Annotated in this window: 19 protein-coding genes; 7 read left to right on the plus strand and 12 right to left on the minus strand. The window is 68.2% G+C overall.

Annotation, left to right across the window (positions count from 1 at the left end; translation table 11 throughout):
* Positions 1–26: 26 nt before the first annotated feature.
* The 5 genes from AB3X08_RS09955 to AB3X08_RS09975 form a co-directional block, all read right to left on the minus strand.
* On the minus strand, positions 27–2852 hold the full coding sequence (locus AB3X08_RS09955; protein WP_369937974.1) for a 2-oxoglutarate dehydrogenase E1 component: 2826 nt from the start codon (positions 2850–2852) through the stop codon (positions 27–29).
* Positions 2853–3033: 181 nt separating this feature from the next.
* Positions 3034–3942 carry a GNAT family N-acetyltransferase gene (locus tag AB3X08_RS09960; RefSeq protein WP_369937975.1) on the minus strand — a complete coding sequence of 303 codons (909 nt, stop codon included), beginning with the start codon at positions 3940–3942 and terminating at the stop codon, positions 3034–3036.
* A 10-nt stretch (positions 3943–3952) separates the two neighbouring features.
* The gene (locus AB3X08_RS09965; protein ID WP_369937978.1) at positions 3953–5191 is read right to left on the minus strand and encodes a JmjC domain-containing protein; all 1239 of its coding nucleotides are present in this window, start codon (positions 5189–5191) and stop codon (positions 3953–3955) included.
* Between the two features lie 205 nt (positions 5192–5396).
* A complete protein-coding gene (gene purB, locus AB3X08_RS09970; RefSeq protein ID WP_369937979.1) occupies positions 5397–6764 on the minus strand; it encodes an adenylosuccinate lyase in 1368 nt (455 codons plus the stop codon).
* A gap of 39 nt (positions 6765–6803) precedes the next feature.
* Positions 6804–8126 (minus strand): hemolysin family protein, encoded by a 1323-nt coding sequence (locus tag AB3X08_RS09975; protein WP_369937980.1) that lies wholly within the window; start codon positions 8124–8126, stop codon positions 6804–6806.
* Between the two features lie 451 nt (positions 8127–8577).
* Here AB3X08_RS09975 and AB3X08_RS09980 point away from each other — a divergent pair, with 451 nt between their 5' ends.
* Both AB3X08_RS09980 and AB3X08_RS09985 read left to right on the plus strand, forming a co-directional pair.
* The gene (locus tag AB3X08_RS09980; RefSeq protein WP_369938505.1) at positions 8578–9564 is read left to right on the plus strand and encodes a YiiG family protein; all 987 of its coding nucleotides are present in this window, start codon (positions 8578–8580) and stop codon (positions 9562–9564) included.
* A 449-nt stretch (positions 9565–10013) separates the two neighbouring features.
* Complete coding sequence (locus AB3X08_RS09985; protein ID WP_369937982.1) at positions 10014–11426, plus strand: class II fumarate hydratase; 1413 nt, start codon at positions 10014–10016, stop codon at positions 11424–11426.
* Between the two features lie 330 nt (positions 11427–11756).
* On the opposite strand, the gene AB3X08_RS09990 is transcribed toward AB3X08_RS09985, so the two are convergent.
* Genes AB3X08_RS09990 through AB3X08_RS10020 form a run of 7 tightly spaced genes read right to left on the minus strand, consistent with a single transcriptional unit; the run spans position 11757 to position 16179 of the window.
* Positions 11757–12197, minus strand: coding sequence for a hypothetical protein (locus AB3X08_RS09990; RefSeq protein WP_369937983.1), 441 nt, complete (start codon positions 12195–12197; stop codon positions 11757–11759).
* Positions 12198–12249: 52 nt separating this feature from the next.
* Positions 12250–12810, minus strand: a complete 561-nt coding sequence (locus AB3X08_RS09995) for a DUF2884 family protein (protein ID WP_369937984.1) — start codon at positions 12808–12810, stop codon at positions 12250–12252.
* 38 nt (positions 12811–12848) lie between these two features.
* A complete protein-coding gene (locus AB3X08_RS10000) occupies positions 12849–13673 on the minus strand; it encodes a GIN domain-containing protein (RefSeq protein ID WP_369938507.1) in 825 nt (274 codons plus the stop codon).
* 58 nt (positions 13674–13731) lie between these two features.
* Positions 13732–14712, minus strand: a complete 981-nt coding sequence (locus AB3X08_RS10005; protein WP_369937985.1) for an ABC transporter permease — start codon at positions 14710–14712, stop codon at positions 13732–13734.
* Positions 14709–15590 carry an ABC transporter ATP-binding protein gene (locus tag AB3X08_RS10010; RefSeq protein WP_179565111.1) on the minus strand — a complete coding sequence of 294 codons (882 nt, stop codon included), beginning with the start codon at positions 15588–15590 and terminating at the stop codon, positions 14709–14711. Before AB3X08_RS10010 ends, AB3X08_RS10005 begins: the two co-directional genes overlap by 4 nt.
* A complete protein-coding gene (locus tag AB3X08_RS10015) occupies positions 15587–15949 on the minus strand; it encodes a GntR family transcriptional regulator (RefSeq protein ID WP_046980357.1) in 363 nt (120 codons plus the stop codon). The genes AB3X08_RS10010 and AB3X08_RS10015 overlap by 4 nt, the downstream gene beginning before the upstream one ends.
* A gap of 2 nt (positions 15950–15951) precedes the next feature.
* Positions 15952–16179: a hypothetical protein gene (locus AB3X08_RS10020; RefSeq protein WP_184410148.1), complete on the minus strand. Its 228-nt coding sequence runs from the start codon at positions 16177–16179 to the stop codon at positions 15952–15954.
* Between the two features lie 128 nt (positions 16180–16307).
* Between AB3X08_RS10020 and AB3X08_RS10025 the strand changes: the two genes are divergently transcribed.
* The 5 genes from AB3X08_RS10025 (at position 16308) to AB3X08_RS10045 (ending at position 20280) form a co-directional block, all read left to right on the plus strand.
* Entirely contained in the window at positions 16308–16874 is a 567-nt protein-coding gene (locus tag AB3X08_RS10025; RefSeq protein WP_369937988.1) for a glutathione peroxidase, read from the plus strand.
* A gap of 87 nt (positions 16875–16961) precedes the next feature.
* On the plus strand, positions 16962–17909 hold the full coding sequence (locus tag AB3X08_RS10030) for an FKBP-type peptidyl-prolyl cis-trans isomerase N-terminal domain-containing protein (RefSeq protein ID WP_369937990.1): 948 nt from the start codon (positions 16962–16964) through the stop codon (positions 17907–17909).
* Positions 17910–17924: 15 nt separating this feature from the next.
* Positions 17925–19268, plus strand: a complete 1344-nt coding sequence (locus tag AB3X08_RS10035; protein ID WP_369937992.1) for a UDP-glucose dehydrogenase family protein — start codon at positions 17925–17927, stop codon at positions 19266–19268.
* On the plus strand, positions 19231–19494 hold the full coding sequence (locus AB3X08_RS10040; protein WP_369937993.1) for a SlyX family protein: 264 nt from the start codon (positions 19231–19233) through the stop codon (positions 19492–19494). Before AB3X08_RS10035 ends, AB3X08_RS10040 begins: the two co-directional genes overlap by 38 nt.
* Positions 19495–19515: 21 nt before the next feature.
* Complete coding sequence (locus tag AB3X08_RS10045; protein WP_369937995.1) at positions 19516–20280, plus strand: DUF2058 domain-containing protein; 765 nt, start codon at positions 19516–19518, stop codon at positions 20278–20280.
* Positions 20281–20282 lie beyond the last annotated feature (2 nt).

Below are 20282 nucleotides of genomic sequence, written 5' to 3' on the forward strand. Positions count from 1 at the left end.
TGGGTCTTTTGGAAAGGGAAGGAGGGTTATTCAGCGACTTGGTCGTTGAACGGATTCAATAGCGCATCGGCGACCAGCTTCAGCTGCTCTTCCACATGCTCGGCGAAATGGCCGGCAGCGGGAGACGGCGAGCGCGGGCGGCCGGCGTAATGCAGGCTTTGCCCGTCGGCCAGGCAGGCCTGCAGGTGATGCTTGATCTGGTACCAGGCGCCCTGGTTCTGCGGTTCTTCCTGACACCAGACCAGGTCGGTGGCGTTGCTGTAGCGCTTGAGTTCCGCGGCCAGCAGCTCGCGCGGGAACGGGTACAGCTGCTCCACGCGCAGGATGGCGACATCGTCCTGGCCGCGCTTGGTCTGGTCCTCGAGCAGGTCGTAGTAGACCTTGCCCGAGCAGGCCACCACGCGCTTGACCCGCTTCGGATCGGCCTTGGCGTCCGGGATCAGGTGCTGGAACTCGCCGTCGGCCAGTTCCTCCAGCGTCGACACCGCCAGCTTGTGGCGCAGCAGCGACTTGGGCGTCATCACCACCAGCGGCTTGCGCGTGGTCATGCGCATCTGCCGGCGGATCATGTGGAAGCACTGCGCCGGCGTGGTCGGCACGCAGACCAGCATGTTCTCCAGCGCGCACAGCTGCAGGAAGCGCTCCAGGCGCGCGGAGCTGTGCTCCGGGCCTTGCCCTTCGTAGCCGTGCGGCAGGAACAGCGACAGCCCGCTGATGCGGCCCCACTTGGCTTCGCCGGCGGCGATGAACTGGTCGATCACCACCTGCGCGCCGTTGGCGAAATCGCCGAACTGCGCTTCCCAGATGCACAGCGCATTGGGATCGGTGGTCGAGTAGCCGTACTCGAAGCCCATCACCGCTTCCTCGCTGAGCAGCGAGTCGATCACGGTGGCGTCTTCCGGGTTCTCGACCAACTGGCGCAGCGGCAGGTAGTAGCTGTCGGTCTTCTGGTCGTGCAGGATCGCGTGGCGGTGGAAGAACGTGCCGCGGCCGGCGTCCTGGCCGACCAGGCGCAGCTTGTGGCCCTCGCCGAGCAGGGTGGCGTAGGCCAGGTTCTCGGCGAAGCCCCAGTCGCCCGGCAGGTCGCCGGCGGCCATCTTCACCCGGTCTTCGTAGATCTTGGCCACGCGCGGATGCAGCTCCACGCCGGCCGGGATTGTGGTGATGATCTTGGCCAACTGGTCCAGGGTCTTGCGCTTGACCGTGGTGTCGACCTTGTCGGCGAGCTTGCCGGACAGGTAGTTGCTCCAGTCGATGGCGAATTCGTCCGGCTTGCGGGTCGCCAGCTCGGTGGTGTATTCGCCCGAATCGAGCTTGTTGCGATAGCCGTCGACCAGCGCCTGCGCCTCGCCCGGCTGGATCACGCCTTCGCTTTCCAGCTGCGCGGCGTACAGCTCGCGGGTGGTCTTGTGCTTGCGGATGGTCTGGTACATCACCGGCTGCGTCGCCGCCGGCTCGTCGGCCTCGTTGTGGCCCCAGCGGCGGTAGCAGACCAGGTCGATGACCACGTCCTTCTTGAACTGCTGGCGGAAGTCGTAGGCCAGGTTGGCCACGAACGCCACCGCGTCCGGATCGTCGCCGTTCACATGGAACACCGGCGCGCCGATCATCTTCGCCACGTCGGTGCAGTACAGCGTGGAGCGGGCGTCGTCGCGGGCGCTGGTGGTGAAGCCGATCTGGTTGTTGACCACGATGTGCACGGTGCCGCCGACCGCGAAGCCGCGCGCCTGCGACATCTGGAACAGCTCCATCACCACGCCCTGGCCGGCGAATGCGGCGTCGCCGTGGATGATCACCGGCAGCACCGACTTGCGCGCGGCGTCGCCGTAGCGCTCCTGGCGCGAGCGCACGCTGCCGACCACGACCGGGTCGACGATTTCCAGGTGCGAGGGGTTGAACGCCAGCGCCAGGTGCACCGACTTGCCGTCGGCCACCGCCACGTCGGCGGAGAAGCCCATGTGGTACTTCACGTCGCCGGTGTGGGCGCGGTCGTCGTGGGCGTGCTCGAACTTGCCTTCGAACTCGTCGAACAGCTTGCGGGGGTTCTTGCCCAGGGTGTTGACCAGCACGTTGAGGCGGCCGCGGTGGGCCATGCCGACCACGATGTCCTTGACCGCATCGGCGCCGGCGCGGCGCACCACCACGTCCATCATCGGGATCAGCGCATCGCCGCCTTCCAGCGAGAAGCGCTTCTGGCCGACGTACTTGGTGTGCAGGTAGCGCTCCAGGCCTTCGGCGGCGGTGATCCGCTCCAGCGTGCGGCGGCGGCTGTCGGCGTCGGCGGCGATGTTGCCGCCGGCGTTCTCCAGCCGCTGGTAGATCCACTGGCGCTGCTCGAATTCGGAGATATGCATGAATTCGCTGCCGATCGACCCGGTGTAGGTCGCCTTCAGCCGCGCCAGCAGGTCGCGCAGCTTCATCCGCGGCTGGCCGCCGAGGCCGCCGGTGCTGAACTCGCTGCCCAGGTCGCTTTCCGACAGGCTGTGGAACGGCAGCCCCAGGTCCGGCGGGTTCACCGGCGGGGTCAGGCCCAGCGGGTCCAGACGCGCGCCGAGGTGGCCGCGCGAGCGGTAGGCGGTGATCAGGCGGCCGACATGGCGCTCGCGCTCGTCGCCGCCGGGGCTGGTGCCGCTATTGGCGGCCTGGCGCGCTGCGCTGGCGATGTGGGCGATGACCGCCGAGTGGGGAACGTCACCGGCATCGCGGCCCTGGAAGCCGTCGAAGTAGGTTTTCCACTTGGGGTCGATGCTGTCGGGAGAGACCAGGTACTGCTCGTACAGGTCTTCGATATAGGCGGCATTGCCGCCGGCGAGTTGCGATGACTGCGCAAACTGCTTTAGGAGATTGTCCACGATGGTGGGGTCGGGTCGCTTTGTGGGTTGGCTTGCGGTTGGAACCGGCGGACGCGAGGCCCGCGCGGGCGTAATCAAGCGAAAAAATTATACCCCCATGCGCAAGCCGGGGTGTGCATTTCGGATACACAGGGGCTACGCGGGGTTCATTCACCGCAGCATCGGCAGTGCCCGCACGCCGCTACCAGCCCAGCGCGCGCAGCTCGCTGCAGTCGCGCGAACGTTCCCAGACCCGCGCGAACGCCTCGCGCAACTGGCGCGCGCGGCCGCCGCCGAGCAGGTCGGTCTCGCCGTCGTAACGGTGACCCAGTGCACGGAAGTAGTAGCCGCCGCCGTCGTTGACCAAGTACGCGGCGGCATAGCCCTGGTCCACCGGATCGACCACTTCGCGGAAGCGGAACACGCTGGGCAGGCGTTGCGCCAGGGCCAGCAGCGGCGCGGCGGCGCGCTGCGGGGCGGCCGCGTCGTGCAGCAGCACGCGCACCTGCTTGTCGTGCGCGGCCACCGCGAAGCGGCGCAGTTGCGCGAGCAGCGGCGCGCTGTCCAGCAGGCCCGGATCCAGCGCGCGGCTGTAGATCAGCAGCTGGCGCCGCGCCTGCGCGACCACCGCGGCGCTGGCCGCGATCGCCGCGGCCGCATCCTCCACCGCGGCGGCGGCGCCGAGCAGCCGCCGCATCGGTTGCCGTTCGCCGCCGCCATGGGCGTCGACGATGCGCGCGCCGAGCGGCAGGAAGCCGTGCCGCGCGCAGAAGTCGAGCGCGGCCGGCGGCGCCTGCAGGTCCAGGCGTGGCCAGTGCAGGCGCCGTGCTTGCTCGATCAATGCGCCAAGCAGCGCGCTGCCGACGCCGCGGCCGCGCCAGGCCGGCAGCACCGCCATGCCGTCGATGCGCTGCTCCGGGCCCAGCCGTGCGCTGCCGAGCGGCTGGCCGTCGTCGGCGCGGGCCAGCACGTGGTAGCTCAGCGCATCCAGGGCCTGGCCAGGCGCATCCGCCGGCATCGGCACGCCGGCCTGCTCGCGCAGCGCGCGCAGTTCGCCTGCCTGGCGGGCAGGGTCGAGCGTTTCGATGCGAAAGCCAGGGGTGGCGGGCATGGCGGGCGGCTCAGTCCTGTGCGTCGGCATCCTCGTCGCCGTGGTCGGCTTCGTCCAGCGGCTGGTAGAAGCCGGCTTCGACCAGCTGCAGCAGGGTCTCGCGGCCGGCGGCGGACAGCGCCGCGTAGTCGCGGCCATCGAGCGTGTCGGCCGCGGCCAGGCGCTGCGCGTCCTTGATCGGCAGGGCGAATTCCAGGCCGCTGCAGAACAGGGTGGCGCCGCGCGAGGCCCGGCGCCAGGCCGGCCGCGCCCACGGATGGCGCTGCAGGAGCAGGCCCTGTTGCAGCGCTGCGACCACTTCCTGCGGCGCCGGCGGGTTGGCCGGCGGCAGGATCTCGCCGGCGGCGCGGTAGGTGGTGATGAAGCGGCCGAACCAGGCGCCGAGGCGGTCGGGATCGTTCATGCGCAGCGCGTTCAGCGCCTCGACCACGCGGCCCATCGCCGCCGCATCGATCTCGTACGGATCGGCCGGCACCTGCAGGTCCTCGTCGTGATAGCGCACGGCCTCGTCGGCGCCCTCGATCAGGGTATCCAGATAATCGCCGATCAGTTCGGCCGAGGACGGCGCGCGCGTGCCCACCGAGAAGGTCAGGCAGGCGTCTTCGGCGACGCCGTGGTGCGGCACCAGCGGCGGCAGGTACAGCATGTCGCCGGGGCAGAGCACCCAGTCGTGGGTGGGGCTGAAGCTGCGCAGCAGCTTCAGCTCGACGTCCTCGCGGAAGTCGGTCGGCGGCGCGGCGCGGCCCAGCGAAGCGCTGGCGTCGATCTGCCAGCGGCGGTGGCCGTGCGCCTGCAGCAGGAACACGTCGTAGTGGTCCACATGCGCGCCGACCGAGCCGCCGGGTGCGGCGAAGCTGACCATCACGTCGTCCACCCGCCAGCGCGGCAGGAAGCGGAACTGCTCGAGCAGGGCGCGGATGTCCGGGTCCCACTTGTCGACGTCCTGCACCAGCAGGGTCCAGTCGTGGTCGGGCATGCCCGGGAATTCGCTTTCCTGGAACGGCCCGCTGCGTACGCTCCAGCGGTCGTTCGCGCGGTCGTGCACGACCAGCCGCGACAGCGCGGCCTCTTCGCAGGCCAAGCCGGCCAGATCGCCCGGCTCGATCGGCGAGACGAAGCCGGGAAAGGCGTTGCGGATCAGCAGCGGACGCTTGTGCCAGTAGTCGCGCAGGAAGCGCGCGGCGGGCATGCCCAGCGGCAATTGCCGGGTGGCGTCGATTTCGATCGGGAACGAGGCAGGTTTCTTCATGGGCAGGCGGTCCGGCAGGGGCGAGGCCGGCGTGGAGGCCGGCGATGGCCGCCATTGTCGCCCAGCCCGCCGCACGCTGCCTTGTCCGTGCGCATGGCGGTGGGGGCGGCGGCGTGCTTGCGAATGCGCGGCTGGCGCGGCTGCCGTTCTTAGGTCGGGCCCGAAGGCGGTGGTGCCGCGCCGGCGCGGAGCCGGCGCGCCTTGCTCAGATCGCGCGCGCCAGGCGCTCGGCCAGGCCGATGTAGCCGCCCGGGGTCAACGCACGCAAGCGCTGCTTGGCGTCCTCCGGCAGGTCCAGGGTTTCGACGAAGGCCTGCATCGAGGCGGCGGTGATGCCCTGGCCGCGGGTCAGCGCCTTGAGCTGTTCGTACGGGTTGGGCAGGCCGTGGCGGCGCATCACCGTCTGCACCGCTTCGGCCAGCACTTCCCAGGCGGCGTCGAGGTCGGCATCCAGGCGTTCTGGATTGACGGTCAGCTTGCCCAGGCCCTTGGCCAGCGAATCCAGCGCCACCTGGCTGTGGCCGAACGCGGTGCCGAGCGCGCGCAGCACGGTGGAGTCGGTGAGGTCGCGCTGCCAGCGGCTAATTGGCAGCTTCGCGCTGAAATGTTCGAACAGCGCGTTGGCGATGCCGAAGTTGCCTTCGGCGTTCTCGAAGTCGATCGGGTTGACCTTGTGCGGCATGGTCGAGGAGCCGACTTCGCCTTCCTTGAGCTTCTGCTTGAAGTAGCCGAGCGAGATGTAGCCCCAGATGTCGCGGGCCAGGTCGATCAGGATGGTGTTGGCGCGGCGGGTGGCATCGCCGAGTTCGGCGACGTTGTCGTGCGGCTCGATCTGGGTGGTGTAGGGGTTGAACACCAGGCCCAGGCCTTCGACGAAGCGCTGCGCGAATGCCGGCCAGTCCACGTCCGGGTAGCTGGCCACGTGCGCGTTGTAGTTGCCGACCGCGCCGTTGATCTTGCCGGTCAGCTCGACCGCGGCGATCTGCCGGCGCTGCCGTTCCAGGCGTGCGACGACGTTGGCGATTTCCTTGCCCAGGGTGGTCGGCGAGGCGGTCTGGCCGTGGGTGCGCGACAGCATCGGCTGCGCGGCCTGGGCATGCGCCAGCGCACGCAGCGAATCGACCACGCCGTCCAGCGTCGGCAGCAGCACCTCGCGCCGCGCCTGCTCCAGCATCAGCCCGTAGCTGAGGTTGTTGATGTCCTCGCTGGTACAGGCGAAATGCACGAATTCCAGCGCCGGGCCGAGTTCGGCGTCGTCCTTGAGCTGCTCCTTGATGAAGTACTCCACCGCCTTGACGTCGTGGTTGGTGGTGCGCTCGATCTGCTTGACCCGCGCCGCGTGTTCGACGCCGAAGCCGTCGGCCAGCGCGCGCAGCCGCTGCGTGGCGGCCGCCGAGAACGCGGGCAGCTCGGCGATGCCCGGCTCGGCGCCCAGCGCCAGCAGCCATTCGATCTCCACCTTCACCCGCGCCTTGATCAGGCCGTATTCGGAGAAGATCGGCCGCAGGGCATCGACCTTGCCGGCGTAGCGGCCATCGAGCGGGGACAGGGCGAGCAGGGCGGAGTCGGACATGGTGGGGGGCGCTGGGGCGGTGACGGTGGGGCGGTCATTCTACGTTGCCGCGGCTTCGGCGGCCTGCTCCAGTCCCACCGTCACCGCCTGGATGCGGTGCCCGGCCATGCGTTTGACGGTGAACAGATGGCCGTCGACGGTCAGTTGCTCGCCCTCGCTGGGCAGGCGCTGCAACTGGTGCACGATCAGGCCGCCGACCGAATTCAGGTGCTCCGGTGCGTTCAGGTCGCGGCCGAGCAGGCGCTCGAGGCGGAAGATCGAGGTCGAGCCGGCGAGCAGCACGGTACCGTCGGCGCCGCGGATCGGGGCGTCCTTGACGACGTGCGGGTGCTCGTCCTCGATGTCGCCGACCACCACCTCCAGCAGGTCTTCCAGGGTGAAGTAGCCGAGGATGCGGCCGTGCTCGTCCACGCACAGCGCCAGGTGGGTGGTGCCGATGCGGAAGCGTTCCAGCACCAGCGGCACCGGTGTCTCCAGCGCGATCAGGTTGGCCGGGCGCAGCAGCGCACGCAGGTCGTCGCTGTGGCGGCCATGCGCGATCTCCACCAGCAGGTCCTTCATGTGCAGGATCCCGAGGACCTCCTCGCCATCGCGGTCGAACCACGGGTAGCGGCTGTAGCGGCTCTCGGCGAACTCCGCCATCACCGCGTCCGCGCGCGCGCCGTCGCGGAACGCGCGCAGATGGTCGCGCGAGCGCATCAGGTCGCCGGCGACCAGTTCCGGCAGCTCCAGCGCATGGCTCATCAGGGTCAGGTCGTGGTCGGGCGCGCCGCCGGCGGGCTGCTGGCGGCCGACGATCAGCTTCAGTTCCTCGCGCGAATAGCGGTGCGAGGTGTGCTCCACCTCGCCCCAGCCCAGCACCTTCAGCAGCCCGTTGGCGCTGGTGTTGAGCAGCCAGATCGCCGGGTACATCGCCCAGTAGAACAGGTACAGCGGCGCGGCGGTCCACAGCGCCATGCGCTCCGGGCGCCGGATCGCCATCGACTTGGGGGCGAGTTCGCCAAGCACGATGTGCAGGAACGAGATGACACTGAAGGCGATGACGAAGGCGCTCAGGTGCGCGGCCTCCTCGCTCAGTCCCAGCACGTCGAACAGCGGCTGCAGCAGGTGCGCGAACGCCGGTTCGCCGACCCAGCCCAGGCCCAGCGAGGACAGGGTGATGCCGAGCTGGCAGGCGGAGAGATAGGCGTCGAGGTGGCCGTGCACGTTGAGCAGCAGGCGGCCGCGCCAGCCGTGGTGCTCGGCCAGGCCGACGGCCTGGGTATGGCGCAGTTTGACCAGGGCGAACTCGGCGGCGACGAAGAAGCCGTTGAGCAGCACCAGCAATATGGCCAGCGCAAGCAGCAAAAGGTTGCCGATCATGCGCGTGTCCCGGTGAGCGGCGCGGGCGCGCGGCGGTGCGAGGCGGGGAATGCAAAAACGGATCGGAGCGCTGTTCGGCGCGTCGCGCGCCGGCATCTACAGTGAGTGTCGTCGCCCATGGCGGCGTGGTGGTTCCATCGTGATACGACCCGGCAGTCTAGCCGATGCGGCGCATCGCTTCCGACAGCGGGAGGCGCGAGCGAGGTGGCGTGCCGCTGACAGGCGAGGTCGTGCGCTGTGCCGCGTCCTCCCTAATGGCGGGCGGAAAAGAACCGCGATGGAGCGCGCATTTCGCCATCGTCGCATGGCGATGCAGTAGCGAATGCCTACGCACCGGTATGCCGACCGCGTGCGCTTCGACTCGGCCAGCGTGCATCGCGAGCGCATTGCCAAGCTCGACGCGTTTGCTAAAATGATCGGCTGTAATCGTTTTCAACAGGGATGTTCCCGAATGACTAGCTCTTTGCGTCTGGCGGCGCTGGCCGCCGCCGTGTCCATGTTCCTCGCTGCCTGTGGCGGCAAACCGTCGGCGACGCCGGCCGACCCGGCCGGGAGCCAGGCATCCGCCGCCGCCTCGCACGATCCGGATGAAGCGCTGACCCGCAAGCTCAACGCCTACATCGAGTGTTTCAACAAGGTCGACGCGGACATCCATCGCGGTGCCGAGTCCTATGTGCGCTGGATGAAGGATCCTGCCGCCGGACCCACCGGCAAGGAGACCAGCGTGTACGGGCCGGCGCAGATCGACGAATACGACATGAAGGTCTGCGACGCGCCGATGACGCAGGCCATCGCGGCCAAGCCGGCGTTGCCGGCACTGGATGCCGCCGCGAAGCGTTACGCGGCGGCATTAAAGACGCTGCAGCCGATCGGCAATCAGGTGCGCGATTACTACGAGCGCGAGGACTACCAGGACGACGGGTTCGCCAAGGGCAAGCAGCTGCATGCGCCGCTGATGGCGGCCCTGTCCGAATTCGCCGAGGCCAGCCATGCGTTCAGCGCCGAACTGGACGCGCAGAACGACGCCGCCCAGCGCGAGCAGCTGAAGGCGATGGAAAAGGCCGAGGGCCGCACCCGCGACTTCTATCGTCTGTCGATGATGCTCGAGGCCAAGGACATCGTCGGCCTGATGCAGGAGGACGAATTCGATACGGCCAAGGCCACGGCCTTGCTCGACGGCTTCAACAAGCTGTCCGACGAAGCGCACGCCAAGGTCGCCGACCAGGAGCCGGGCAAGCTGGACTGGAACAGTTTCGAGACCGCCGCGGAGAATTTCCGCAAGGAAGGCAAGGCACGGATCAAGCGCGTCGTCGAAAAGACCCCGTACAGCAGTATCGAACAGGGCTGGCTGGACAGCCCGACGCTGGCCCCGGAAGGCTCGCCGGGACGGCTGCTGAAGAAGTACAACGATCTGGTCTTCCAGAGCAATCGCCAGTAAACGCAGGTCGCGGCGGCCGGCAAAGCGGCCGCCGCTGCAGCGGGATCGCCGACCGACCGCGCGGCGCTGTCGCGCCGGTGCTGCCGAAGTGCGCGGCTGCGGGTCGATTCCCGGGCTCGATCCGATCCATCCGCGGCAGGCGCGCCGGGCGCGCGCGGCCGACGTCTGACGGCCACTTCCTGCGGTGGCTGTCCACGACGCCGGTCCCGCGAGGCCTGCATGCCGACAGCGGCGTGGCAGCGATGACGCAGTTTACGTCCACATCGGGGGGGGCCACGGTGCCGCGCCTCCAGGCCTTGCTAACAAGCGCTGGCGCACACTGCTGACAGCCGGGCGCTGTGCCGCGGATAATGCCTGCGCCAGCCGCAGCTCCGCCAGCCTGCCTTCCCGGACATCCCTCGCGACAGCGCCGGGTGGAATTCCTCTTATGCAGATGTGGAGATTGCGCAATGAGCGACAAATTCAGGGTCGAGCACGACAGCATGGGCGAGTTGCAGGTGCCGGCCGAGGCGTTGTGGGGGGCCCAGACCCAGCGCGCGGTGCAGAATTTTCCGGTGTCCGGACAGCCGATGCCGCGCGGCTTCATCCGCGCGCTGGGCTTGATCAAGGCCGCCGCCGCCGGGGTCAACGCCGACCTGGGACTGCTGCCCAAGGCCGCGGCCAGGGCGGTGCAGGCGGCCGCGCTGGAGGTGGCCGACGGCAGGCACGACGCGCATTTCCCGATCGACATCTACCAGACCGGCTCGGGCACCTCGTCCAACATGAATGCCAACGAGGTCATCGCCACGCTGGCCTCGCGCGCGTCCAAGCCGGGCGCGCCGGCGGTGCATCCGAACGACCACGTCAACCTCGGCCAGAGTTCCAACGACGTGGTGCCGACCGCGATCCGCGTCTCGGCCCAGCTGGCCACGCAGGAGCAATTGCTGCCGGCGTTGAAGCACCTGCGCAAGGTCATCGACAAGCGCGCCAGGCAACTGGACAAGGTGGTCAAGACCGGGCGCACGCACCTGATGGATGCGATGCCGCTGACCTTCGGCCAGGAGTTCGGTGCATGGTCGGCGCAACTGGCCTCGGCGCAGGAGCGGCTGCAGGACAGCCTCAAGCGGCTGCGCCGGCTGCCGTTGGGCGGCACCGCGATCGGCACCGGGATCAACGCCGATCCGCGTTTCGGCGGCAAGGTGGCCAAGGCCTTGTCCACGCTGACCGGCTGCGCGTTCGATAGCGCCGACAACAAGTTCGAAGGCCTGGCGGCGCAGGACGATGCGGTGGAACTGTCCGGCCAGCTCAATGCGCTGGCGGTGGCGCTGATCAAGATCGCCAACGACCTGCGCTGGATGAATGCCGGGCCGCTGGCCGGGCTCGGCGAGATCGAGTTGCCGGCGCTGCAGCCGGGCAGCTCGATCATGCCGGGCAAGGTCAATCCAGTCATTCCCGAGGCCACGGTGATGGTCTGCGCGCAGGTCATCGGCCACCACACCGCGATCACCGTGGCCGGGCAGACCGGCAACTTCCAGTTGAACGTGGCGCTGCCGCTGATCGCGGCCAACCTGCTGGAGTCGATCACGCTGCTGGCCAACGTGTCGCGGTTGCTGGCCGATTCGGCGATCGCCGGGCTGAAGGTCCGCGAAGAGCGGGTCCGCGAGGCCCTGGACCGCAATCCGATCCTGGTCACCGCGCTGAATCCGATCATTGGCTACGAAAAGGCGGCGGCGATCGCCAAGCGCGCCTACAAGGAGAACCGTCCGGTGCTGGAGATCGCGCTGGAGGACAGCGGCCTGGGCGAAGCCGAACTGCGCAAGCTGCTCGACCCGGCCGCGCTGACCAAGGGCGGCATCCACGCTGGCGCGGGCGGCGGCGGCTGAGGCGTGGCGCCCGCATGGTGCGGCGGGTGCCGTGCCATGCAGGGCAGGGCAGGGGCACTGCGTTTGGAGCGATACGGGGCGCCGGCGTCGCAGCGCGGATGCATCCGCTGCGATGGTGCGGCGAAGGGCCGGTGCTTCGGACGCAGTCTCGTCGGAAGGTTCGATGGCGCCGTTGGTCGCGGCTGAAGCCGCTCTACAGGGAAACCGGCAAGGGAGCGCCCGTGCGCGCTGTAGGAGCGGCTTCAGCCGCGACAGGATCTGTGGATTGCATGGCCATCCCCACCGCAGCGGTCGCGACCGATACCGCTGCTGCGGCAGGCGCCAGCTGCCTCAGCGCCGCTCCGCCTGCAGGTTGCCGAAGCTCTCCTGGTACGGCTGCAGCGACGGAATGTCGTGCAGCACTTCGCTCTGCAGGGCGCTGATTTCCGGCGTGGTGGCGAAGCCGACCGAACGCATGTTCGGGTCCGGCGGCGCGGTTTCCAGGGTGCGTTGGCGCTGCATCTGCAAGTGCATGAACAACTGTTGCAGCTGGGTGCGCTGCGCCTGCGGCAGCGGCAGTTCGATGTCGTCGATGCGCAGGCTGCCGTCGGGGCCGATCGAGGCGTTGGCGGCCGGCGCGCGGCGCAGCATCACGGTCATGCTGTCCACCGACACGCGCGGCTTGCCGCGTTCGGCGCGCGAGGACGAAGCGGCGCCGTCGCGCGCGCCGCACGCCGCCAGCAGCAGGCACAGCGATACCAAGGAAAACCAGGCGACTAGCGTCTTCTTCATCGATCGATTCGGAGCAGGAAGGTCCGGCCATTTTAGGCCGGGACCGCCGCAATTACTTGACCGATTTGTCGCAGTCGCTGATGTCGCTGGCGTCGAGGCTGGCGTAGGGACGGAATGCCGGCAACTGCTGCGCCAGCGTGTCCTGCGCCTGGCGCAGCGTCGCCACCTGCGCGCAGATCTTCAGCGCTTCCTGCTTGAGCTTTTCGGCCTGCGCCTCGATGTGCTCGCCGACATGGTCGGTGTTGCCGCTGATGACCCCGGCCAGCGCGTCGCCGGCCGCTTTCACGCCCAGCGCGGCGCCTTGCTTGCCGACCTCCAGGCCCTGCATGCCGACCGCGCTGAGTTGTTCGCGGTAGGCCACCAGCAAGGCGTGCTGCTTGGCGCTGACCGCGACCTGCTTGCCGTCGATCAGCAGGTCGCCGCTGCGGGTGATGGTCGCCGGCGGCTGGCCAGAGACCTTCAGCGTGATGTCGCCGTTGTCGAAGCTCAGGCTGCGTGCGCTGGGCGTGTTGCTGCTGGTCCTGTCGGACTGCGGCGTGGAGGGCTGGCAGGCGGACAGCGCCAATAACCCGATCAGGGCGATGCCGGCCAACGGCAGGGAACGATGCTGCATGGGTGTGTCCTCGATCGTAGCGAAGGGAGCGCCGCGGATCAGCGCGGCTTGGGCACGTTGACGCTGCCGCGCACGCCGCTGTGGTGGATGTCGCCGCTGCCGACCCGCTCCACGGTGAGGTTGCCGCCGACGCCATTGACTTCCAGGTCGCCGGAGCCGATCGATTGCAGCGCCACGCTGCCGCTCACGTCGCGCAGCTGCGCATCGCCGGAGCCGATGCTGCCGATCTGCACCGCGCCGCGCACGCCGTGCACGGTCAGGTCGCCGGACCCGACGATACCGATCTTGACGTCGCCACCGACCTGGCTCGCCTTGACGTCGCCCGAGCCCAGGTTCGGCAGGCTGAGGCTGCCGATGTCGCGCAGTTCGATGTCGCCCGATCCCACCGTGGCGCTGACCGCGCCGCGCACGCCGTGCGCATGCAGGTCGCCGGAACCGACCGTGGCGTCGAGCGAGGCCACGCCGCCGATATCGGCATCGCCGGAGCCCAGCCGCAGCTGCACGGGCAGGGAACTGGGCACGCTGCCGGCCAGGTCCAGGTAGGCGTAGCGGGTGCCCGAGCTGATGCCGTGGATCTTGCCGTCGTGCTTCAGGGTGACGATCAGGGTGTCGCCTTCGCGACGCTGACGCACGGTCAGTTCCTTCAGCATGTCCGCATCGGAGGCGCAGGCGCGGCCGTGCAGTTCGAACGCGCCACCGCCGGCGCCGGTCAGCTTGAGGTTGTTCTGCTGCGCGTCGAAGATCACCGTCTTGGCGCCTGCCAGGTCCAGTTTCAGGTCGCGCGGCTCGGAATGCCGGCATTCGTCCGCCAGCGCCAGGGCCGGGACCAGCAGCAGCGCGGACAGCAGCAAGGTCTTGCGCATCATCGTGAACTCCATATGCAAAGAAGGAATCGGAAAGGGCAGTGCAGTGCGCTGCGGATCAGGCTTCGTCGCGCCAGCGGCGCAGGTAGATCGCCGCAACGATGAAGGCCACGCCGACCGCCGCGCCGATCCAGATGTCGGCGCTCTGGAAGATGCGCCAGGCGTCGCTGAGCTGGATCGCGTTGGCCAGGTCCTGCGGCCCGTCGATCTGCATCGGCGGCGCGCTCTCGCTGAGCACCGGCAGCCAGGCGCCGGGCAGCACGCTCAGCAGGCCGCGGTAGACCACCGTGTACCAGATCGCGTTGTGGTTGACGTGGAGCATCGGCAGGATGCCCATCATGCTGCCCATCACGCAGCCCAGGATCGGGATCAGCACCGCCCACAGGAACGGCTTGGTGCGCGCCCAGGCCGAGCAGAACATCAGCCAGCCGATGGTCGGCAGCGACCACATCACGTAGATCGGCAGGTTCGACAGCACTCCGCCGATGATGCGCAGCGGATGCGAATGGGTGAATACGGCGCCGCTCTGCTGCACGCCGTTGACCGACAGGGTCAATGCGGTGATCACCCACAGCGCGATGCCGATCAGCAGACCGACGCCGATCGCCACGATCGGCGCCAGCAGCAGCGCCCAGGCGGCCTTGGACAGCACCGTGTTCAGGTCCGACAGCGGCAGCGACTTCCAGAACAGCACACTGCGGTCGCGGCGGTCGTCGTACAGCGAACCCAGCGCGTAGAAGAAGACCACGAAGGCCAGCACCACGCAGGCCAGGACCACGCCGGCGAGCATGGTGCCGTCGCCGACCGCGCCGATGATCTCGTTGACTTTTTGCGGGCCGCCGTCCCAGTTGATGCTGTTGGTGTCGTTGCCGTGGCCGGCCACGGTGCCGATCACCGCAAGCACGGCGTACAACACGGTGACGATGGAGCCGGCGATGACCGGCGCCCACAGGAAACCGCCGCGGTGCTCCCAGAACTCGCGCTTGAGCAGCCACTTGAAGGTGGACAGCGGGGAAATGGAGGTTGCGGGTGCGTTCATGCGTAGGTCCCCTTCATGATGGCGACGAACAGGTCGGCCAGGCCGGGATTGCGGGTTTCGCCGAGCGCGGCCAGTTGCGCCTGCGGCACGCCGTCGTACAGGAACACGGTCTTGCCGAACGGCAGGCCGCGCTCGTCGATCGGCTGCAGCGCGCGCGCCGCGTCGATGCGCTCGGCCGGCACCAGCAGTTCGGTATAGCGGGTGGCCATGTGCTCCATGTCGGCGCTGAGCACGATGCGGCCGTCGCGGATGAACAGCACGTCGGTGAGGATGTGTTCGATCTCCTCGACCTGATGGGTGGTGATGACGATGGTCTTCTGTTCGTCGAAGTAGTCTTCCAGCAGGCGCTGGTAGAACTCCTTGCGGTACAGGATGTCCAGGCCCAGGGTGGGTTCGTCGAGCACCAGCAGGCGCGCGTCGATGGCCATCACCAGCGCCAGGTGCAACTGCACGATCATGCCCTTGGACATCTCGCGCACGCGCAGCTTGGGCGTGAGCTTGGTGTTGGCCAGGAAACGCTCGCACTTGGCGCGGTCGAAGCGCGGATGCACCCCGGCGACGAAGTCGATCGCCTCGCGCACCCGCATCCAGCGCGGCAGCACGGCCACGTCGGCGATGAAGCACACGTCGTTCATCAGTTCGTTGCGCTGCTTGCGCGGATCCATGCCCAGCACGCGCAGTTCGCCCTCGACCGCGGTCAGGCCGAGCACCGCTTTCAGGGCGGTGGTCTTGCCGGCGCCGTTGGGACCGATCAGGCCGACGATGCGGCCCGGCGCGATCGCGAAGGAAGCATCGGCCAGCGCCGGCTTGTGGTTGTAGGTCTTGCGCAGCGAGCGCGCGGAGACGACGGATTCGGATGCGGCGACAGCGGCAGTCATGGTGTTTTCCCCGGTGGCAACAAGTCTTCCAATGTCAGGCCCAGGCGCTGGATCCGTTCCAGCACCAAAGGCCACTCTTCGTTGAGAAAGCGGTCGCGTTCGCTGCCGCGCAGCTTCTTGGCCGCTTCCTCGGTCATGAACATGCCCAGCCCGCGGCGCTTCTCGACCAGCGCCTCGTCGGCCAGTTCCTGGTAGGCGCGCGAAACGGTGATCGGATTGAGCTGGTATTCGGCGGCGACCTGGCGCACCGAGGGCAGCGCGTCGCCGGGCTTGATGATGCCGTCCAGCATCATCGCGATCACGCGATCCTTCAGCTGGCGGTAGATCGGAGCGCCATCGCTCCATTGGATATCGCTCATGGTCAGCTCCGCGGGCGCAGCGTGTGCGCGAAGGAGAAATAGGGCATCGACAGCGATGCACGCATCCGCCGTACCGGTGCGGGCGGGGCGCGGCTGTCTTCCTGCGGCTCGCTGGCGCCATAATCGGCCGACCGTCCCTGGCTGCCTTGGGCGCCGACCCAGCTCACCGAGAACAGGGCGCCGACGATGACCATGGCCGGAAGGCTGCGCTGCATGCGTTGGAGGTTCATCGTTTCCCTGCTCTGGGTGAGTGGTGTTGTATTTAACTATAACACCGTTACACGTCATGTCAACACGGTGACCGACCCAACTCATGGCCTAGTGCCTGCACGTTTTCCTTTCTTCCCATGGTGCCCCGATGAAACTATCCAAACGCTTGTTTTTCCTCGCGATCCTGGCCGCTGCCGGCACCGCCGGCAGTGCCTGGGCGGCGTCGCTGCTGGACCTGGACTACCGTCCGCTGGCCGGCAAGGACAAGGTGAATCTGAACAAGACCTACGGCGGCAAGGTGCTGCTGGTGGTCAATACCGCCAGCAAGTGCGGCTTCACTCCGCAGTACGACGGCCTGGAGCAGTTGCAGCAGCGCTATGCCGCGCAGGGCTTCAGCGTGCTCGGTTTCCCGTCCAACGACTTCAAGGGTCAGGAGCCCGGATCGGAGAAGCAGATCCAGGAATTCTGCACGTTGACCTACGGGGTCAAGTTCCCGATGTTCGAGAAGGTGCATGTGCTTGGCGCCGAGGCGACGCCGCTGTACCAGCAACTGACCAAGGCCACCGGCGTGGCACCGGGCTGGAACTTCCACAAGTATCTGATCGCGCGCGACGGACGCGTGGTCGCGCAGTTCCCCAGCAAGATCGCGCCGGACGATCCGGCCTTGCGCGCGGCCATCGAACGCGAACTGAAAGCGCAGCCGGGATCACATTGAATCCGGGTCGATATCGTTGCCGCGCATGCGACAATGCGGGCTCTGCGCCGTGGCGGCGCCTCTAATTCACTTCCAGGAAAGTAGCGAATGAAGATGGGAATGCGCGGCGCCGTGGCGTCGCTGTTGATGGGGATGGCGGTGGTGGCGGGCAGTGCGTCCGCACAGGCCCCGGCTGCGGCCAAGCCGGCGGCGCTGGGCAGCGAGAAGCAGAAGATCAGCTATGCGATCGGCATGGACGTGGCGCGCTCGTTCGAGCCCATCGCCCAGGACATCGATCTGGATGCCATGCAGCGCGCGATCGAGAACGCGTTCAAGGGCGGCAAGCCGCTGCTGTCCGACGAGCAGGCGAAGGCCACCGATACCGCATTGCGCACGCAGATGGCCGCACGTGCCGGGCAGCCGATGCCGGGCATGGCGCCGGGCACCCAGCCGCCGCCGGTGTCCAAGCAGAACGTGGGCCTGATGCTCGGCGATCGTGCGGTCGGCCCGTCGCTGGCGCGGATCCAGGACGAGATCGATCTGGCCACCCTGATGGGCGCCGTGCGCACCGTGTTCGCCAAGGGCGACACCGCGATGACCCAGGAGCAGGCGGCGGCGACGCTGCAGGCCTACAGCGCCTCCAAGCAGGCCGCTGCGGCCACCGAGAATCGCGAGAAGGGCAACGCCTTCCTGGCCCAGAACAAGACCCAGAAGGGCGTGATCACCACGCCGTCGGGCCTGCAGTACATGGTGCTGCGCCAGGGCAGCGGCGAGCGGCCGATGCCGACCAGCAAGGTGCGGGTGAACTACGAAGGCAAGCTGCTGAATGGCGAAGTGTTCGACAGCTCGTACAAGACCGGACAGCCGGCCGAGTTCTCGCTCAGCCAGGTGGTGCCGGGCTGGAGCGAGGGCGTGGCGCTGATGCCGGTCGGCTCCAAGTACCGTTTCTGGATTCCGTCGAACCTGGGCTACGGCCCGCAGGGCACGCCGGGCGGCCCGATCGGCCCGGATTCCATGCTCACCTTCGACGTTGAACTGTTGGGCATCCTTCAATAACCGAAAGGAGATTACATGCGTGTAGCGATATTCGGCACCGGCTATGTCGGGCTTGTCACCGGAACCTGTCTGGCCGAGGTAGGCCATCACGTGGTGTGCGTGGACATCGACCAAGCCAAAGTGGATGGGCTCAACAAGGGCGCGGTCCCGATCTACGAGCCTGGCCTCTCGCCGATGGTCAAGGCCAATCACGCCGCACGGAGGCTGTTCTTCACCACCGATGCGGCAAGCGCCATCGCGCATGGAGATATCGTGTTCATCGCCGTCGGCACGCCGCCGGACGAGGACGGTAGCGCCGATCTGCAGTACGTGCTGGCGGTGGCCCGCACCATCGGCCAGCACATCCAGGGACCGACCGTGGTGGTCAACAAGTCCACGGTGCCGGTCGGGACCGCCGACAAGGTGCGCGCGGCGATCGCCGCCGAGCTTGAGAAGCGCGGCGAGACGATCGAGTTCGACGTGGTGTCCAATCCGGAATTCCTGAAGGAAGGCGACGCGGTCGCCGACTGCATGCGTCCGGACCGCATCGTGATCGGCAGCAGCAAGCCGGGCACCGCCGCGCGCCTGCGCCGCCTGTACGCGCCGTTCAACCGCAACCACGACCGCATCGTGGAGATGGACGTGCGTTCGGCCGAGCTGACCAAGTACGCAGCCAATGCGATGCTGGCGACCAAGATCAGTTTCATGAACGAGATCGCCAACATTGCCGAGCGGGTCGGCGCCGACGTGGAGAAGGTGCGCCAGGGCATCGGCTCGGATCCGCGCATCGGCTGGCACTTCATCTACCCAGGCGCCGGTTACGGCGGCTCGTGCTTCCCCAAGGACGTGCAGGCGTTGGCGCGCACCGCGCAGCAGTACGGCCACGAGGCCAAGCTGCTGGACGCGGTGGAAGCGGTCAACGAGGCGCAGAAGGGCCACCTGTACGAGCTGATCCAGCGCCATTACGGCGGCCAGAGCGTGGCCGGCAAGACCTTCGCGGTGTGGGGCCTGGCGTTCAAGCCCAATACCGACGACATGCGCGCCGCGTCCAGCCGCCGTCTGCTGGCGCAGCTGTGGGACGCCGGGGCGACGGTGCGTGCCTACGATCCGGAGGCGACCGAGGAAGCCAAGCGCATCTTCGGCGAACGCGGCGATCTGACGTTCTGCGAGGACGCCTTCGCTGCGCTGGAAGGCGCCGACGCGCTGGTCGTGGTCACCGAATGGAAGCAGTTCCGCAGCCCGGATTTCACCCGGATCAAGGAGCTGCTCGGCGACGCGGTGGTGTTCGATGGCCGCAATCTCTACGATCCGCAGGAAATCGAGACCTTCGGCCTCGCTTACTATGGCATCGGCCGCGGGCGTTCGATCAGTGAAACATGATTTCTCCACCCAGGATCGATTGCTGGAGAACCGGTTGATCGAGCTGGAGACGCGCCTGTCCTTCCAGGAACAGGCGCTGTCCGAGGTGAGCGATGCGTTGGCCGAGGCACGCGCCGAAGGCCAACGCAACGCAACGCTGCTGCGCCATCTGCTCGAAGACCTGGGCAAGGTGCGCAGCACGCTGTACGCCGATCCCGCCGACGAACCACCCCCTCCGCATTATTGACAGCGATCCGATTCCGACACGATGAGCGATACCCTCCGCGACCAGCTGCTGGGCCTGGGCTTCAAGCCTGTGCCGAAACCCGAACGCCCAGAGCGCAATGCCACGCCCGCGCAACCCTCGCGCGGGCGGCCCGGTCAGCACAAGCCGTCGGGCGCGCGTGGCGAACGTCCGCACGCCGCCGGCAAGCCCGGCGGCGGCGCGCGCGCGCATGACGGCGCCGGCCGCCCGCGTGGCGATGGCGCCGCCCGTGCGCATGCGGCGGGCGACGGCCGCGGCCGAGCGCAGGGGGCGGGCAGGCCGCAAGGCGCGCCTGGCCAGCAACCGGCGCGGCCGCAGGGCGCACGGCCGCCGCGCACGCGCGAGGACATCGATCTGGCCAAGGCCTATGCGATCCGTGCGCAGCGCGAGAAGGACGAGCGCATCGAGGCCGAACGGCTCAAGCAGGAGCAGGCGCGGCTGCGCCGCGAGGCGCGGGCCAAGCTCGACGAACTGCTGAAGGACCAGGCGCTGAATCACGCCGAGGCCGACATCGCCCGCCATTTTCCTTATGGCGGCAAGATCAAGCGCATCTACGTCACCGCCGAGCAGCTCAAGGCGCTCAACGCCGGCGAGCTGGGCGTGCTGCAGCAGAACGGCCGCTACCTGCTGGTGACGGCCGCGCTGCTGGATCAGGCCGAGGCGATCTTCCCGGCGGCGGTGGCGCTGCGGGTCGATCCGAACGCCACGGCCGAAGAAGATCCCTACGCCGATCCGAAGTACCAGATCCCCGACGACCTGGTCTGGTAAGC

This window comes from Xanthomonas sp. DAR 34887, assembly GCF_041245805.1.
Taxonomy (GTDB): domain Bacteria; phylum Pseudomonadota; class Gammaproteobacteria; order Xanthomonadales; family Xanthomonadaceae; genus Xanthomonas_A; species Xanthomonas_A tesorieronis.

What these genes read in the sequence shown, in the direction of transcription:
- AB3X08_RS10035 (WP_369937992.1), top strand. Translation starts at nt 17,925, where the DNA reads ATGCGTGTAGCGATATTCGGCACCGGCTATGTCGGGCTTGTCACCGGA.
- AB3X08_RS09965 (WP_369937978.1), bottom strand. Translation starts at nt 5,191, where the DNA reads ATGAAGAAACCTGCCTCGTTCCCGATCGAAATCGACGCCACCCGGCAA.
- AB3X08_RS09995 (WP_369937984.1), bottom strand. Translation starts at nt 12,810, where the DNA reads ATGCAGCATCGTTCCCTGCCGTTGGCCGGCATCGCCCTGATCGGGTTA.
- AB3X08_RS10030 (WP_369937990.1), top strand. Translation starts at nt 16,962, where the DNA reads ATGAAGATGGGAATGCGCGGCGCCGTGGCGTCGCTGTTGATGGGGATG.
- AB3X08_RS10000 (WP_369938507.1), bottom strand. Translation starts at nt 13,673, where the DNA reads ATGCGCAAGACCTTGCTGCTGTCCGCGCTGCTGCTGGTCCCGGCCCTG.
- AB3X08_RS09985 (WP_369937982.1), top strand. Translation starts at nt 10,014, where the DNA reads ATGAGCGACAAATTCAGGGTCGAGCACGACAGCATGGGCGAGTTGCAG.
- AB3X08_RS09990 (WP_369937983.1), bottom strand. Translation starts at nt 12,197, where the DNA reads ATGAAGAAGACGCTAGTCGCCTGGTTTTCCTTGGTATCGCTGTGCCTG.
- AB3X08_RS09960 (WP_369937975.1), bottom strand. Translation starts at nt 3,942, where the DNA reads ATGCCCGCCACCCCTGGCTTTCGCATCGAAACGCTCGACCCTGCCCGC.
- AB3X08_RS10005 (WP_369937985.1), bottom strand. Translation starts at nt 14,712, where the DNA reads ATGAACGCACCCGCAACCTCCATTTCCCCGCTGTCCACCTTCAAGTGG.
- AB3X08_RS10015 (WP_046980357.1), bottom strand. Translation starts at nt 15,949, where the DNA reads ATGAGCGATATCCAATGGAGCGATGGCGCTCCGATCTACCGCCAGCTG.
- AB3X08_RS10045 (WP_369937995.1), top strand. Translation starts at nt 19,516, where the DNA reads ATGAGCGATACCCTCCGCGACCAGCTGCTGGGCCTGGGCTTCAAGCCT.
- AB3X08_RS10025 (WP_369937988.1), top strand. Translation starts at nt 16,308, where the DNA reads ATGAAACTATCCAAACGCTTGTTTTTCCTCGCGATCCTGGCCGCTGCC.
- AB3X08_RS09980 (WP_369938505.1), top strand. Translation starts at nt 8,578, where the DNA reads ATGACTAGCTCTTTGCGTCTGGCGGCGCTGGCCGCCGCCGTGTCCATG.
- AB3X08_RS09975 (WP_369937980.1), bottom strand. Translation starts at nt 8,126, where the DNA reads ATGATCGGCAACCTTTTGCTGCTTGCGCTGGCCATATTGCTGGTGCTG.
- AB3X08_RS10040 (WP_369937993.1), top strand. Translation starts at nt 19,231, where the DNA reads ATGGCATCGGCCGCGGGCGTTCGATCAGTGAAACATGATTTCTCCACC.
- AB3X08_RS10020 (WP_184410148.1), bottom strand. Translation starts at nt 16,179, where the DNA reads ATGAACCTCCAACGCATGCAGCGCAGCCTTCCGGCCATGGTCATCGTC.
- AB3X08_RS10010 (WP_179565111.1), bottom strand. Translation starts at nt 15,590, where the DNA reads ATGACTGCCGCTGTCGCCGCATCCGAATCCGTCGTCTCCGCGCGCTCG.
- purB (WP_369937979.1), bottom strand. Translation starts at nt 6,764, where the DNA reads ATGTCCGACTCCGCCCTGCTCGCCCTGTCCCCGCTCGATGGCCGCTAC.